Raw genomic sequence first — 13,977 nt, forward strand, 5'->3', positions numbered from 1 at the left:
CGCCACAAGCCAGTAGACCGGCCGCCCCGAACGGGTGCCAACTACGGCTCCCCCGTCCCCGGGGCCGGCCACTCAAGCCCGCTCCCTGGTCGTCTATGAGCTGAGCTCGACGGCCAGGGGGCGGGAGGTAAGTGCCCTGCACCGCCTCATACAAGGAGATGTACGCATGACGGCAACGGTGAATGACCAGAAGACCGGCCGCGCGGTGGCTGGTGAGGTGCTGTTCGAAAGCCTCGCCCGCTTCGTGGTCGTCCACGACGGACAGGCGCCCGAGCGGGCCGAGCGGATCGCGGATCAGGCCGTGGCTTTCTTGGTGACGGCCGCCACGGCCACCGTTCCCATGGTCCCGTCCGATGACGTGGATCTCGGGCTTCACGCACTCATCCTGCACACGAAGGAGTACGCCGAGCTCTGCGAGGAGTACGCGGGCCGTTTCCTGCACCACAACCCGAAGCCGGGCGGGGGAGCACGTGACCCGAAAATGGTGGCCGCCTCGGCCCACGCGATGAAAGCCGCGGGGTTCATGGTCTTCGACGACCTGTGGACCGTGAACGGCGAGAACCTGGCGCAGTGCGACTCGGACTGCGGCCGTCCCTACGGTCAGGCGTAGTCCGCGGTGACCGTGTGCGGCCGACCGCTGCTCGAGGCCGGCCGCGCCCATGAAGGGAGACAACGTTCTTGTCCGGTCTGACTCCAGAACTGCCGATCGTGGTGCTCGACGCGCTCATGCCTACGTCTCAGCGTCTCGTGCTCAACCGCCGTGGGTCCTCGGTCTGGGACGTGGAAGGCGATCGCGGCCGGTACGCGGTGAAGCTCGGGTATCCGATCGAGGCCACCACCGAGTGGCCGGGCCAGCCTTGGACCGCTCTCGCGCCGGCCCGTGAGGGCTCGGTTCTCCATCGCCTCGGTGTCGATGACATTGCCTACGGGGAGTGGCAGCGCGGAACGTGGAACATCCAGCCGTGGCGTGAGGGTCCGGACCTCTACCGGCTGTGGGAGCCGTGCCGTGTGGACGGCTCGTCCGTCGAGCCGCACACGAGTGTGGTCATGGGGTGCGTGGAGGCCCTGGCCGAACTGCATGCGGCAGGCTGGGCCCACGGGGATGTGCAACCGGCTCACTTCATCGTCGGGCCGGAGCGAACACATCTCATCGACCTCGCGCTTGCGCGTGGAGGGCACGTTCCAGCGGGCTTCGACTTCCCGTTCCGGGGCTGTCTCGTCCACTATGAGGCACCGGAAATCTCACGCAGCGTGCTCGCCACCGGAGAAGCCGAACCGACGCAGGCCGCTGACATCTACGCCCTCGGCGCGTCCCTGCTGATCTCCGCCACCGGCTGGCGGGCGGTCGAGTATCCGGACGACGCCCCGCGCCCGGTGCAGCGGCAGGCAATCGCGGACGGACGGCGTCGTCCCGTGACCGTGCCCGGGGAACTGGGCGGCCTGATCGAAGCAATGCTCAGCTTCATGCCTGAGGACCGGCCAACCATCTACGAGGTGGGCAAGGCCCTGAGCTGAGCGCGCCGCTGACGCCACTCGTGGGTTTCTGATGCGCAACAACCGAAACCGGATCACCCCTGAGCCTGGACAGCGGGGGGTGGCCCGGTCGCAAGAGCCCTGATCAGGACCCCGGTGTCGATGATACCGGGGTGTTCGTCGTGCCCGAATGCGGGCGCAACCTCGATGCGAACTGGTCGAGTTGGAAGGACAGAGCGGTTTGCGGTGTGGCCGGCGGGGTTGGCTTGCTGTGGTGGTGGGTGGCGCGATCGTCGCGCCCAAGACACAGCGCTCGGCCCTTCGCGTGGCCCTGCCGGCCGAGTGCGTGACCGCGCTCAGGGCCCAGCGCGCCCAGCAGATTGCTGACTGGAAGGAAGCGGGCAACAGCTGGAAAGGGGACAGGGCACGGTCTGGTCTTCACCACCAGGAACGGAACACCCATCGAGCCACGCAATCTGAACCGCTTCTTCGAGGCGCTGTCCATCCGGGCCGGCGTCCGCAAGGCCCGCTTCACGACCTACGCAACACCTGCGCGTCCCTCCTCCACGAACAGTGTGCCGACGCTCGCGTGATCATGGAAGTCCTCGGCCACAGCTCGATCCGAGTGATCACGGACATCTGCACCTTCGTACGGCTCGACTCCCAGCGCTTGGCGTTCGATCGCGCCGGGGACGCCCTGAAATAGGCAGAGATCTCACGCCGCCTATGAGAACCCGCGCCGAAGCAACACCGGCGCGGGCCCTTGCGTCCTACCGGCAGCCCCCGGGCGGACACGGGTTGTAGCAACCGCCAGGCGGGCATCCACCCTTCTCACCGGGGTAGTAGTCCTCATCGCTACTCCCGCTGTCCCCACTGCTGCTGTCGTCTTCAGACCATCCATCGTCGTGATCGACGTAGTCCGGATCGTTCGTGGGGTCCTTGTAAAGACCCTTCGATGACGGACATGCCTCGCCGCTCTCCACCGCGTGCAAGGTGACATCTGGTTCATACTGCAGGGCAGTCCCGGCCTTGACGCTCTGGAAACACACCTTCCAGTTCGCGTAGTCACCAGCTTCGTTGTTCGTGTCATAGGCCGCCTCGTCCTCGTAGGCGGCATCGAGGGCTACCTCGCCAGCGGCGTCCCCCAACCTCTCCACCGCCTTGGCGTACGTGGTGCCCTTCACGTTCGGCATCTTGGGCCAGGGGATGCGTTGACCATCCTTCTTCGGACACGGTGCCCCGTCTGGCACGGCGGCGAAGTCGACCTTGCTCAAGGTCGCCATCTCGAAGCACACCGTCCAGTCCCCACCCGGAGCCTCATCCCGGTTGCTGGCGTCGTGGACCGCAACGCTCAGCCCGGTCTGCCGTGCTCGCTCCGTCGATCCCCGGGAGCCCCACCGGGGGTGCGGTATCGCTGTCATCCGACGGCATCCCCGCATTAGGACAGCGTGAGCACGTCACCTTCAGCAGCGGCCAGCGGATGACGATCCGTGCGTATCGGGTTCTATCGGAGCGAGAGAGGTGATGGCAACAGATCGGACGAAAGCGACAGTAGAAGCCGTACTGCCACGCGATCAACGGTTCCGTCAAACACTGCCGTCAACGCAAAAGCCAGAGGCCCTGTGGATCACTCCAAAGGCCTCTGGCCTGCTGTGCACTCGGCAGGATTCGAACCTGCAACCTTCTGATCCGTAGCTCTAGCCGGATCGGTCAGCAACGGCCATACCGGCCGCTACGAGGCCCTGGAGGGACGGTAGCGGACGGGGAAGGTTGCTGGGGTTGCGGTACCGGACTGCTGTACCGGGGGCGGTAGCTACCCCGCTCGTTCGAGGGTCAAGTCGCTGCGAGCGGGTTCGGCTCGCCACATAGCGGCCAGCCGGGGGTAGGACTCGATGAAGCGACGCATCTCTCCGAGCGCGGCAGTCCTTGACGCGCCGATCTCGTTGTAGTCGAGCCCGGTGTCCTGATGTCCCAAGCTGTCGAGATCAGCCCATGCCGGGTCCTCGCCGAAGATGAGCTGCAACTCCACCTTCCAATACTCCGGCTGCCAGTGGGGATCGTCACGCTCCCCGCCATCGTTGACCGCGAGCAGTCGCCCGAAGGACAGCGCAGGCTGGTCATCGTTCCAGTTCCACATGCCCCACTCGGCGATGAAGCCGTCGCCATCGTTCTCGGGACTCTCGACCCCTGCGATCTCGATCTGGAGAAACTCGGCGAAGGTGTCCCACGCAGCGTTGACGTCGCACACGGCATCGGGCTCGATCCCACGCTGCCTCAGCATCTGCGCGAACACTTCGGCGCTGGCTCGCCATGGAATGGGCATGCGGGATGCTACCGCAGTGGCAGGCATTGGTCCTGAAGCACCTGTTTGGAAGACGCCGTACGCGGACGCTCGCTGAGCTGCGGGGGACTCTGACCTGGGGCAGAGGGGCTACATCGCTCTGGCTGCCCGTGGTTCCCCGTCCTTCCCCGCTCGATCGGGCACGCAAGGGGAACGACTGGCCAGCCGGCTGTCCTCAGTAGTGCCCTCGTTGCTTCACGGTGCGGATCGTGGCCCACCGCCGCCGCAGCCGGTCACCGAACTCCCCCACGGCGATCACGAGCACAGCGCTCGCCGCGCACCCGATGAGACTCGTCGGCTGATCAAGAACCTTGCCCAGAAGCCAAAAAGCGGCGGTGACAAGTGCCCACCACGCGATCCACTGGCCGAGCACGGTCCACCAATGACGTCTCTTCACGACCTCACGATACGTCCACCGCTCTACGTCTGACCGCGACTGGATTATGTTCATGAGAACGGGTTCTGGCTCAACTTCTGTGGTGAAGACCCGATGCTCGCCGGATCGGGTCGGCGAGCAAGCCGAAGCGGCACGTCAGCGGGCTGGCCCTACACGGCGACGAGCCCGGCGCGACGCAGCTCCACAGAAGTTGAGCCAGAACCCGAGTATCGACAGCAGTTGTTCACCGTCTCGGGAGGCACCCAGATGCGCCCTGAGGCGATGTTCATGAGAACGGGAGGCACCGGAAAGTCCGGTTGAGCCACCGTGATTGACCCTTCGCTCCGGGGTCACGGCCCTTCCGCCAGCCGCCGGAGTGTCCGCCAGCGTGGTGCCTCGTCATCCGGGACGTCCGGGGAGGCGAAGTGAAACGGCACACCAAAATGGTCGGCCAGCGCCCGGCCTGCCTTGGCGACGGCAACGCCAGGCGGAGAGCCGTCAGGGTGGTGGTAGACGGTCGCCAGGTGGCTCTCCCCGTCTGGGGAGTCCAGGACCGCGACCAGGAGCACGAACCAGTCGTGCACGGTATCGCCGTCCCAAAACGCCTCCACCGCCACCACACGGCCCGGGAGGGCTGCGGCGCGCGCTGCGAGTGACGCAAGGTCGAGCGGATCGGGCGGTGTGCGCTGCACTCGGTCGCCGAGGGCCTCGTATCGCGCGTGAACCACCCGCTCGGCCTCGTGCAGGCCTACCCCCAGCGGACGCAATGCCTCCCAGACGGACCTGACCGCCGACAGCCGACGATCCCGCAGCACGTCGGCGTCGACCTCCCGACAGGTCCGTTCCTCCAGGTAGGCCCACCAGCCGCTCACTGGGCCACCAGCCGGGATTTCAGGGTGCGTCATAGGCCCGAACGTACGTCAGGGCCCGGAGCCCGACCCAACCGCCCCTTGGTGCTGTCGAATCTCGGGTTCTGGCTCAACTTCTGTGGTGAAGACCCGATGCTCGCCGGATCGGGTCGGCGAGCAAGCCGAAGCGGCACGTCAGCGGGCTGGCCCTACACGGCGACGAGCCCGGCGCGACGCAGCTCCACAGAAGTTGAGCCAGAACCTGAGAACGGACAGCAGATGTTCACCACTTCGGGAGGCACCACCGTCTGGCGCTGTTCGATTGCGGAGGCATGATCACCCGACAGCCCGCCCAAAGCCGCTGCACCGACCTCGCGCTGGTACTCGACCGACACCGAGCCGGATGGACGGCTCCGCGTCGCCTGCGGCAACCGCCGCGCCTCCCGCTGCCCCACCTGCGCCTACACCTACGCCGGGGACACCTACCACCTCATCCGCGCGGGCCTGGCCGGAGACGAGACCAAGGACATCCCCGCCACCGTCCGCGACCACCCCCGCGTCTTTGCCACCCTCACCGCACCCTCGTTCGGCCCGGTCCACAACCGGCCCGACCGTGGCGTCTGCCGCTGCGGCACCCACCACGCCGAGGACGACCCCGCCCTGGGCACCGCCCTCGAACCGGCCACCTACGACTACGCCGGGACCGTGCTGTTCAACAAGCACGCCGGGCAGCTCTGGCAGCGCTTCACCACCCGGCTGCGCCGCGAGATCGCCGCCCGCTCCGGACTCACCCAACGCGAACTCAAAGACGTCCTGCGGGTCTCCTACGGCAAGGTCGCCGAGTTCCAAAAGCGCGGCGCGATCCACTTCCATGCCGTCATCCGCCTCGACGGACCCGACGGACCCGACACCGCCCCGCCGTCCTGGGCCACCGTGCAGCTGCTCGACGCCTCCATCCGTGCCGCCGTCTCCCACTCGTACACGTCGATCACCGTGCCCGCTGTCGGGGACCAGCCCCGCCGGCCTTTCCGCTGGGGCCGAAAACTCGACATCCAACCCATCAGAGCGTTTGGCAACGATGACATCACCGAGCAGAAGGTCGCCTCCTACGTCGCCAAGTACGCCACCAAAGCGGCCGAGTCGACTGGCAGCCTCGACCGCCGTATCGGGAACCGGGAAGTCCTCGACCTCCTGGACGTGCCCGACCACCCGCGTCGGCTCATCGAGGCCTGCCTCGACCTCGCCCCGCTCTACCCCGACCGGAAGCTGGGGGCCTGGGCTCACATGCTCGGCTTCCGCGGTCACTTCTCCACCAAGTCCCGCCGCTACTCCACCACCCTCGGCGCCCTCCGCCAGATCCGCGCCGACTACCGCGCCGCCCAGGAACAAGACGCGCTCGGCGACCCGGACACCGTGCTCGTCCTCGCCTCCTGGCAGTACGCCGGACACGGCCACACCCGCGGCGAATCCGCACTCGCCGCCAGCATCGCCCGCGACATCCAGCTCAACCGCGAAACCGCCCGCGAAGCCCTGCAAGACCAACTCGCCCTGGAAGGAGTCACCGCATGACCACCACCGTGATCGAGCGGAAGTGGCACACCACCGCCGAGGTCGCCGACATGCTCGGCTTCGGCCTGTCCAAGACCAAGATGCTCGTGCTCACCGGGGAGATCCGCTCCGTGAAGGTCGGCCGTAACCGCCGCATCCTTCCGGCCTGGGTCGACGAGTACGTCGAGCGCGTCGCCTCCGGCGCTGGAGGGCTGGCGGCATGAGCGGCAAGCGCGGCAATGGTGAGGGCTCCATCTACCCGTACAAGAATGGCTACGCGGCCTACGTCTGGGTAACCAAGCCTGATGGCAAACGGCCCGGAAGTACGCCTACGGCAAGACCCGCGAAGAAGTCCACGAGAAGTGGCTCAGCCTCCACGCCGAGGCGAAGAAGGGCCCGGTGGCCACCCGACACCGGACGCTCGCCGCCTTCCTCTCGTACTGGCTCGACTCGATCGTGAAGCCCAACCTCGCCCCGTTGTCGTACGTCTCGTACGAGGGTTACGTCCGGCTCTACATCGCGCCGCACCTCGGCACGAGGCGGCTCGACAAGCTGACCGTCCGGGACGTACGCGAGTGGCTGACCAAGCTGGCGACCGTCTGCCAGTGCTGCACTCGGGGCAAGGACGCCAAGCGGGACCGCGCCCGCCGGAAGTGCTGCGCGGTCGGGGAGTGCTGCGAGTCCTACGCGTCCCGCCGGGTGATCCAGGGCTCCCGCGACGCCCTGCGGGCCGCGCTCACCCATGCGGTCGCCGAGGAAGAGATCAGCAAGAACGTCGCTTCCCTCGTCAAGGTGCCCAAGCCTCGCCGTCGCCGGATCAAGCCCTGGTCCGTCGCCGAGGCGGGCCAGTTCCTCACGGACGCTGCCGCCCGTGATGACCACCTCTTCGCGGCCTGGGTCCTGGTGCTCTGCCTCGGCCTGCGCCGGGGGGAGGTCCTGGGCCTGACGTGGAAGTCCGTCGACTTCGAGACCCGCGAGCTGTACGTCGATCACCAGATCCAGCGCGCCGGGCGCGAGATCCTCCACCGCGAGACAAAGACCGAGGACTCCGACGACTTCCTGCCTCTGCCGGCACTCTGCCTCAAGGCCCTGAGGATGCGGCGCGCCCAGCAGCTCGGCGACCGGAAAGCCGCCGGGGAGCTCTGGCAGGACAGCCATAACCTGATCTTCACGACGAAGTACGGCACCCCGATCGAGCCGGGCAACCTCACCCGCATGTTCGCTCTGCGTGCCCGCCGCGCCGCTCTCCGCGTGATCCCGCTCCGGAACACCCGGCACACGTGCAGCTCGCTCCTGGTCGCCCTCAAGGTCCACCCGAAGGTGGCACAGCGCATCCTGCGGCATTCACAGATCGCCATGACGATGGAGGTCTACGCCGAAGCGAGCGAGGAAGCTGTCCGCGCCGCGATCGGCAAGCTGTCCGACGCGATGGGCGGCACCGGCTGACAGCGGTCGGCGCGGTTGCTGTACTTCGCTGCTGTACGGCCCCAACGCAAGAGGCCCCCGGATCTCTCCGGGGGCCTCTTACCTGTGTGCACTCGGCAGGATTCGAACCTGCAACCTTCTGATCCGTAGGCGCGTGCACCCCGGATGTGGCGCCCGAGAACGAGCCTACGCGTGCCCGTGATCCTGCGGAGCGCTGCGTCAACCGTCCGCGTCTGTTCGCTGGTGTGCGTCTACGTTGATGTCAGTTGTTGATGTCAGAGGAACCGCTCGCGACTTCACGATCCACCCGGTCGGTTCGTAAGGGCAGCGGTCACGAGCAGTGCGAGGTAGACGCTGCATATCCAACTACCCAACTGGATAACCTCGGCGTAGCCCTCGCGGATGGCGGACGGAAGGGGCTGCCCAGACTGACTCTCGTAGCCTCATTACTCAGCCGCTTTCAGCAGTTGAGTAATTGGTTGATCCGTCCCAATCCACATGGTCTTCATGCCGAACGGCTCCTGCTCCGACTCGCTGAGCAATTCCTGCCCTCCAGGATCTCGGGAAATGTGGACCGACAAGTATGGGGATGTGTCTCCTTTCGCGAAACCCGCTTGCTCATTCCATTTAGGCGTTACCCACCACATATCGGCATAGTAGGGGGCTTGCGTGAGATTTAGAATCTCACTGCCGCGATAGATTCTCGATCCATAGTGAATGAAGTCGTCGCCTGGATTTGCGACCCACTTTGGCGCATCTCGCAGATGCTCGTGGCCCTTGGATTCCCGATTCCATGAATATTGAACCGACTGAGCGTAGCTGTTGCCTAGCTTGCACCTGTCGGCCCTAATGTAAGACACGGCTGCGTAGACCGTGACCCTATGAAGATCGGAATTCAATGGGACTGGCACATTTATGTCAGCAGAGAAGTCATCGCCAGGGTCAAGTCGAGAGCCCGCATTCACAAATTCACCAGCCCCCAGCATGCGGGAAGGGGCATGGCTCTCGTGCCGATAAATCCAGCGGCGATACGACAGTGCATCCTTCCAGTCTATGCGCCCTGTGCCTTGCTTCGTCGTAGTGGCCGGCACCCCTTCGACTGCCCAAAGAGTGCCCACTACATAAATACGGACCGATCCCGTATTGCGAAAAGTCACGCGTGCTGGCACATAGAGGACCGTTCGCTGGGAATTGACCGTGGGTTTCCCGAACGATGCCTTAAAGGGCACCTTTTCGGGAGTGGTGTAGGGCACGTACATTACGGAGTATGCCACGCTTGCGGCGCCGACGGCTGTGGATATCGCCACCCCGAGGGCGAAACTCTTGGGATATGGAATGGTTGCCCATATCCTCTGGCGGCTCAATACCTCGATTACCCACCCAGACCACAGCACCAATCCAATCCATATCCAGAGGTACGGAGTATATTCGCCGCCCTTGATCTGAAGAATGAGGAACATTAGGTTCGTAGCTGCTGCAGCTATCGCGCCCGCCAAGACGCCCTCGCCCGAATACTTAACCCTCCTCTTTCCGTAGTAATCAAGGAGGGCGACCACGGCAATAAATTCGACAACGGCAGCCAGCAGGATGGCTACGCCTGTCATTCGCCCACCGTACGTCAGGGATCCGAAAGTATCCGCTACCCCAACCCTAACAAGAATAAAAAGAGAGACTAGCAGCCCGAGAGCCGCAAAAGCAGCAGTAGCACGCCTCTGCCAAGGTTTATCTGGCCAGCATCCTGGATGTTCCAGCCAGATAACCTGTTTTCTATCGCTAAGATTGATATCCTGAGGTAGGCCAGCCCGCCGCAATACCCTTCGCAGTTCTCGAAGTGACCACACTTTATTGACAATTTCGCTTCGAATGCTCACTGCCCGAAGACCACGCTTATCGGGGGCATGTATGATGACAAGCGGCTGATTTTCCACGTGATTAGCATCGCGGCCCTTCGGGTGCCATGCAATCCTGAGGCACCCATTAGTGGCATCGTGAAGGTGATCGGCTTGGCTCACTGGGCACCAGAGGAGATCCGGGGATATCAGCGGCTACCGCAATTGGCTGAGTCGTGCGGTGGTGGTGCGGGTGTAGGCACGCCGTTCCTACTGAGGCTGAACGATCCGTGCGGTCACTGTCCAGGCCCGTGCGCTGGGGTGCGACCTTGATCGGGGACTGATGTCACGCCGTGGCGATTGATGCCGGGTCCGCGGTGCGGTCGGTCAGGCTGTGGCTCGTGTCGGGACGCGCTGGCCGCTGTGCAAGCCACCCGGAGACTCGCGGCCCGCCGTTCACTGCCCCGCCTTCCATGACCGTGCGGACGTACTCGAATCCGTGAGTCAGGTAGTAGCGCTGGAGCGCTTCGTTCGTCGTCCAGGCGTCGAGGCGGAGCCATCGGGCGCCGGACCGATACGCACGGTCGCCCGCCCAATCGAGCAGCCGTCCCCCAAGATCGTTTCCGGCATGGGTCCGGGCCACGGTCAGCTTGTTCACGAACATCGAGGGCTCGGCAATTTCCCCATCCGTCCAGAGCCCGTCTTCAGCATCCGGCGTGAGCGTGATGGTTGCTGCCGTCGTGTCACCGTCACGCACCATGAAGACGGTCCCGGCCTCGATCGTGGCGAGCAACCGATCCGCCGGGTACGGACGACGCCACTGGTCGCTACCGAGTGCACTGAGCCACGCGGCCGCCTCCTCTCGAAAGGCGAGCAGCATGGCCAAGTCGTCCGGAGTCGCGTTCTCGATGATCACTGCGGCTCATTCCCTCGTGCGGACAGGTTGCCGATCTCGTAGTTCATGCGGTTCAGGTCCCCCCGGAAGGTGGTGACCGTGCACCGGATCGGCTTATCAGCCGAGTAGCCGGTGCGGGTCCAGAGCAGCACAGGCACACCGGCACCGATGTCCAGCAGCCGAGCCTCATCCGGGGTGGGCATCCGCGTGGCGATTTCGTCGAAGTACCCGATCTGCTCGATGCCGACGCCCGCGAGGTAGCGCGTCGTCCCCTCTGCGATGTCTCCCGGCTCGGTGAGGCGCGGTGCCTGCTGGGCGAGCCACTCCGGGTAGTACGTCGCCTGGGTCGACCACGGCACCTCGTCAACGAACCGGTGGCAGAACCGCAGAACCGCCGTGGACTGGCCATCCACCCTGAGACGTTCCGCCACGTAGTCGTTCGCAGGCGTCAGCTCGACACGGAAGGTCTGAGTCGGCCGGCGCCCGGCGTTGGTGACGTCGGTGTTGTAGGCGTCGCCGTTCTGCGGGAAGGTCAGGTTCTCGAACCGCGAGGCGTTCAACTCGAAGACCTCATGCTTCCGAACCTCGTAGCCGAGCCCTTGGCTGGACGAGATTAGCCCCTCGCTGACCAGCATGTTCAAGCCCGAGCGGACCGTGTTCCGTGACGCGTCGAACCGGCCTGACAGCTCACTTTCCGAAGGCAGCCGTGAGCCCGGCGGGTACGTGCCGCTGTCGATCTCGCGGCGGAGGGCGTCAGCGACCTGCCGGTACTTCGGCTGCTTATTCATGAGCCCATCATGACGCACTCGGTCAACTTGTTGGTACATGTTGGCCCTGATCTCTTGACGTCTCAATGTTCGGGGGTGCAGCATCACTGCATCAGCTTGTACCAACAAGTTGACCAAGTGGTGCAGCTCTATCAAGCATGCCCGCTTGCGGCGGTATTCCCGCGAGGGAGTACCGGCACTGCACGTCAAAGGGGCCCGGGACAGAGCGGGCCGAGGGCACCCGGGTCCTTGTCATTCACCGGAGGGCTTGAGACCGAAAGGTCACGTCTCCATACGCCTGCAACGGGAGCTCGCGTTCTCGAAGGAGACATCTGCACCACCACAACATTCCGCAACGCCCTTGAGCGCTGCGGCCGGTTGCCTGCCCTGCCCGTCCGGCCATGAGCCGTACGGGCAGGGCCGAGGGGAGCCGGGTTTCTGGTTCTAACGGCGCGCGCGCCCGGTGCTGGAACACCGGGGGCGCTGTTCGGGCCGTTCTGCTGCTAGGGAGACACGACCCATGAATCACATCGGTGCTGTTCAGGCGGTTGTTACCGCCACCTCGTACGCCGAAGAGCCCACGACCGCGGAGCTGGACGCGATCGAGCACGAGATGCCGCTCATCACGGCGGAAGTCGAGCTTCTGGACGCCGTGATCATGACGATCGACCGTCCAGCCAATGAGCTGGACATGCGCCGCGTGCGCCGTGCCCGGAACCGGGTGCTGGCGGCGCGGCGCGACCTGACGAACCGCGCGGCCGACACAAGCATCCCGCGAGGTGCCGCATGAACCGAGTTGGCAAAGCGCTGCTCGTGCTGGCCCTGGTCGCCGTTGTCGGCATGGCGTTCCGGGTGTCGTGGAACGCTCTGCGGGACGTGGCCAAGGCGATCGGCGCGGACGGTACGGCCGCGACGCTGTACCCGTTCGTGGTCGACGGCCTCATGGCCCTCGCCCTGGTGGCCACGCTCGCACTGACCGGCGACGCCAAGCGGTTCGCGCTGCGGGTGCTCGCCACCTACACGATCGCCTCGCTCGTCCTCAACTACGTGCACGGGCTTGTACCGGAGCTGCACGGTCGATCGGTCGACTGGGGTCGACTGGCCGACTGGGACCCCGCCAATTGGGCTCTCGTGCTGCTCGCCACGTCGCTGCCGGTCGGGTCGATCTACTTCGGCTCAGACCTGGTCGCCAAGGTGCTGCACCACCAGCCGGACCCAGCACCGGCTGCCGCCGAATCGGCAGAAACATCAGCAAATCGGTCTACGGCTGACCTCGGGGAACGCCCCGAACCCGCCGCCGTGTCGATCGAGCAGCGTGCCGTCCCGGCGATCGAGCCGGTCACTGTGGCGGTCGAGGGCATCGAGCCGACTCCCAACCGCGTGCCGGTCGGGGCAGTCGCGGCGGAGCAGTCGCGTCCGCGTCGGACGACCGGTCGGGTCCCTGAGGTTGCCCGATCGAGCCGACCGATCCGCACGGCCGAGCAACTGCTGATCGAGGCTCGCACCACGACTGAGGACTGGCCGGTCGAGGAGCTGACGGCCGAGGGGATCCGCAAGGCCGTGCGCACCTCGCCCGCGAAGGCGCGGGTCCTGCGTGAGACGCTGCGCGCCGAGCGCACGGCTGTCGGACAGCCGGTCCCGGTGTCTGAGGCTGTGTGATGCGGCTGACGCGTGCCGACTGCTTCGACCCCACAGGTGAGCGGTTCGGCATCCCGACGTTCCCGTGGCGCATGGCCCCGGACGGCTACGCCACCCGCCGCCAGCTCCGTGCCGCTGGGCTCCGCCCCGGCGGTCAGGGCGTCGCCGCGCAGTGCCTCCGCCCGCGCCGCCGGCGCGGCCCGCTCACCGCGTTCCTGTACCGCGTCGATCGCGCTCTCCCGGTTCGCCCTATGACCCCCGCCCGACGGGCGGCGCTAGCCCGCGCCATGCGAGCGCGCCGCATCTGCCCCGGCTGCGGGGCGGACGCGGGATACGTCATCCCCTCTTCGCTCGGCACCTGCGTGCCCTGCGCCTATCCCGAAGGGACCACCGATGGAATCGCTGCCTGAGCCCGCCCGGGTGGTGCAGCTCCCGGACGGCACCTACACCTACCTCCAGACCGGCCAACTGCCCGCCACGCAGCAGTACAGCGGCCCGCAGGTCGTCCACCAGCACGTGCACCACGCCCCGCCGGACCGCACGGTGCAGCGCATCGCGCTCGGCTCCGGAGTTGGTGCGGGTGCGGTCGCCGCCGGCGTGTACTTCGGCCCGCTGCTGGTCGGCGTGCTGACCGCCATAGCCGCCAACTTGGCGCTGCTCGCCCTGATCGCCGCCGTCTGCGCGTGGGGCGTCGTCACCGTCGTCAAGAGCGTGGGCGGTACGGACGGCAAGGCTGCTGCGAAGAACATCGCCAAGGCCCGCGGCCGTCGTCGCTGACGGCTGCCTGCGGTCCCAGACACCGCGCCGGGGCCGTGGGGAGTCGGACAGTCCGGCCCC

The 13,977-nt window shown here is 66.0% G+C and carries 14 protein-coding genes and 2 pseudogenes; 9 read left to right on the forward strand and 7 right to left on the reverse strand.

The genetic code is table 11. The annotated features are described in order from the left end of the window. The first annotated feature begins 166 nt into the window (after positions 1–166). Both J7E88_RS30620 and J7E88_RS30625 read left to right on the forward strand, forming a co-directional pair. On the forward strand, positions 167–610 hold the full coding sequence (locus J7E88_RS30620) for a hypothetical protein (protein ID WP_215186703.1): 444 nt from the start codon (positions 167–169) through the stop codon (positions 608–610). A 68-nt stretch (positions 611–678) separates the two neighbouring features. Then, positions 679–1,515 (forward strand): protein kinase, encoded by an 837-nt coding sequence (locus J7E88_RS30625; protein ID WP_215186704.1) that lies wholly within the window; start codon positions 679–681, stop codon positions 1,513–1,515. Positions 1,516–2,243: 728 nt separating this feature from the next. Here the strand turns inward: J7E88_RS30625 and J7E88_RS30635 are convergent. The 4 genes from J7E88_RS30635 to J7E88_RS30650 form a co-directional block, all read right to left on the reverse strand. Continuing rightward, on the reverse strand, positions 2,244–2,894 hold the full coding sequence (locus tag J7E88_RS30635) for a PASTA domain-containing protein (RefSeq protein WP_215186705.1): 651 nt from the start codon (positions 2,892–2,894) through the stop codon (positions 2,244–2,246). 392 nt (positions 2,895–3,286) lie between these two features. Continuing rightward, the gene (locus tag J7E88_RS30640; RefSeq protein ID WP_215186706.1) at positions 3,287–3,796 is read right to left on the reverse strand and encodes a hypothetical protein; all 510 of its coding nucleotides are present in this window, start codon (positions 3,794–3,796) and stop codon (positions 3,287–3,289) included. Between the two features lie 193 nt (positions 3,797–3,989). After that, positions 3,990–4,211, reverse strand: a complete 222-nt coding sequence (locus J7E88_RS30645) for a hypothetical protein (RefSeq protein ID WP_215186707.1) — start codon at positions 4,209–4,211, stop codon at positions 3,990–3,992. A 329-nt stretch (positions 4,212–4,540) separates the two neighbouring features. Continuing rightward, on the reverse strand, positions 4,541–5,095 hold the full coding sequence (locus J7E88_RS30650) for a hypothetical protein (protein ID WP_251023459.1): 555 nt from the start codon (positions 5,093–5,095) through the stop codon (positions 4,541–4,543). 324 nt (positions 5,096–5,419) lie between these two features. On the opposite strand from J7E88_RS30650, the pseudogene repSA reads away from it, so the two are divergent. The 3 genes and pseudogenes from repSA to J7E88_RS30665 all read left to right on the forward strand — a co-directional run. Next, a pseudogene (repSA, locus tag J7E88_RS30655) lies at positions 5,420–6,607 on the forward strand (replication initiator protein RepSA); the annotation flags it as partial. Then, positions 6,604–6,810 (forward strand): excisionase family DNA-binding protein, encoded by a 207-nt coding sequence (locus J7E88_RS30660; RefSeq protein WP_215186708.1) that lies wholly within the window; start codon positions 6,604–6,606, stop codon positions 6,808–6,810. The pseudogene repSA and the gene J7E88_RS30660, both read left to right, overlap by 4 nt. Then, positions 6,807–8,032 (forward strand): annotated as a pseudogene (locus J7E88_RS30665) (tyrosine-type recombinase/integrase). Before J7E88_RS30660 ends, J7E88_RS30665 begins: the two are co-directional and overlap by 4 nt. A 425-nt stretch (positions 8,033–8,457) precedes the next feature. Here the strand turns inward: J7E88_RS30665 and J7E88_RS30670 are convergent. The 3 genes from J7E88_RS30670 to J7E88_RS30680 form a co-directional block, all read right to left on the reverse strand. Beyond that, on the reverse strand, positions 8,458–9,615 hold the full coding sequence (locus J7E88_RS30670) for a hypothetical protein (protein ID WP_215186709.1): 1,158 nt from the start codon (positions 9,613–9,615) through the stop codon (positions 8,458–8,460). Positions 9,616–10,186: 571 nt separating this feature from the next. Further along, on the reverse strand, positions 10,187–10,756 hold the full coding sequence (locus J7E88_RS30675) for a GNAT family N-acetyltransferase (RefSeq protein ID WP_215186710.1): 570 nt from the start codon (positions 10,754–10,756) through the stop codon (positions 10,187–10,189). After that, a complete protein-coding gene (locus J7E88_RS30680) occupies positions 10,753–11,523 on the reverse strand; it encodes a GntR family transcriptional regulator (RefSeq protein WP_215186737.1) in 771 nt (256 codons plus the stop codon). Before J7E88_RS30680 ends, J7E88_RS30675 begins: the two co-directional genes overlap by 4 nt. 499 nt (positions 11,524–12,022) lie before the next feature. Here J7E88_RS30680 and J7E88_RS30685 point away from each other — a divergent pair, with 499 nt between their 5' ends. Genes J7E88_RS30685 through J7E88_RS30700 form a run of 4 tightly spaced genes read left to right on the forward strand, consistent with a single transcriptional unit; the run spans position 12,023 to position 13,917 of the window. After that, positions 12,023–12,292, forward strand: a complete 270-nt coding sequence (locus J7E88_RS30685; RefSeq protein ID WP_215186711.1) for a DUF6284 family protein — start codon at positions 12,023–12,025, stop codon at positions 12,290–12,292. Further along, positions 12,289–13,161: a DUF2637 domain-containing protein gene (locus J7E88_RS30690; RefSeq protein WP_215186712.1), complete on the forward strand. Its 873-nt coding sequence runs from the start codon at positions 12,289–12,291 to the stop codon at positions 13,159–13,161. The genes J7E88_RS30685 and J7E88_RS30690 overlap by 4 nt, the downstream gene beginning before the upstream one ends. Next, positions 13,161–13,550 (forward strand): RRQRL motif-containing zinc-binding protein, encoded by a 390-nt coding sequence (locus tag J7E88_RS30695; protein WP_215186713.1) that lies wholly within the window; start codon positions 13,161–13,163, stop codon positions 13,548–13,550. Before J7E88_RS30690 ends, J7E88_RS30695 begins: the two co-directional genes overlap by 1 nt. Further along, complete coding sequence (locus tag J7E88_RS30700) at positions 13,534–13,917, forward strand: DUF6251 family protein (RefSeq protein ID WP_215186714.1); 384 nt, start codon at positions 13,534–13,536, stop codon at positions 13,915–13,917. Before J7E88_RS30695 ends, J7E88_RS30700 begins: the two co-directional genes overlap by 17 nt. Positions 13,918–13,977 lie beyond the last annotated feature (60 nt).

Source organism: Streptomyces sp. ISL-10, from assembly GCF_018614575.1.
GTDB lineage: Bacteria > Actinomycetota > Actinomycetes > Streptomycetales > Streptomycetaceae > Streptomyces.

Excerpts from the sequence above, each read along its gene's own strand:
- J7E88_RS30620 (WP_215186703.1), top strand. The coding sequence starts at position 167 with ATGACGGCAACGGTGAATGACCAGAAGACCGGCCGCGCGGTGGCTGGT.
- J7E88_RS30635 (WP_215186705.1), bottom strand. The coding sequence starts at position 2,894 with ATGACAGCGATACCGCACCCCCGGTGGGGCTCCCGGGGATCGACGGAG.
- J7E88_RS30640 (WP_215186706.1), bottom strand. The coding sequence starts at position 3,796 with ATGCCCATTCCATGGCGAGCCAGCGCCGAAGTGTTCGCGCAGATGCTG.
- J7E88_RS30650 (WP_251023459.1), bottom strand. The coding sequence starts at position 5,095 with ATGACGCACCCTGAAATCCCGGCTGGTGGCCCAGTGAGCGGCTGGTGG.
- J7E88_RS30660 (WP_215186708.1), top strand. The coding sequence starts at position 6,604 with ATGACCACCACCGTGATCGAGCGGAAGTGGCACACCACCGCCGAGGTC.
- J7E88_RS30670 (WP_215186709.1), bottom strand. The coding sequence starts at position 9,615 with ATGACAGGCGTAGCCATCCTGCTGGCTGCCGTTGTCGAATTTATTGCC.
- J7E88_RS30680 (WP_215186737.1), bottom strand. The coding sequence starts at position 11,523 with ATGAATAAGCAGCCGAAGTACCGGCAGGTCGCTGACGCCCTCCGCCGC.
- J7E88_RS30685 (WP_215186711.1), top strand. The coding sequence starts at position 12,023 with ATGAATCACATCGGTGCTGTTCAGGCGGTTGTTACCGCCACCTCGTAC.
- J7E88_RS30690 (WP_215186712.1), top strand. The coding sequence starts at position 12,289 with ATGAACCGAGTTGGCAAAGCGCTGCTCGTGCTGGCCCTGGTCGCCGTT.
- J7E88_RS30695 (WP_215186713.1), top strand. The coding sequence starts at position 13,161 with ATGCGGCTGACGCGTGCCGACTGCTTCGACCCCACAGGTGAGCGGTTC.
- J7E88_RS30700 (WP_215186714.1), top strand. The coding sequence starts at position 13,534 with ATGGAATCGCTGCCTGAGCCCGCCCGGGTGGTGCAGCTCCCGGACGGC.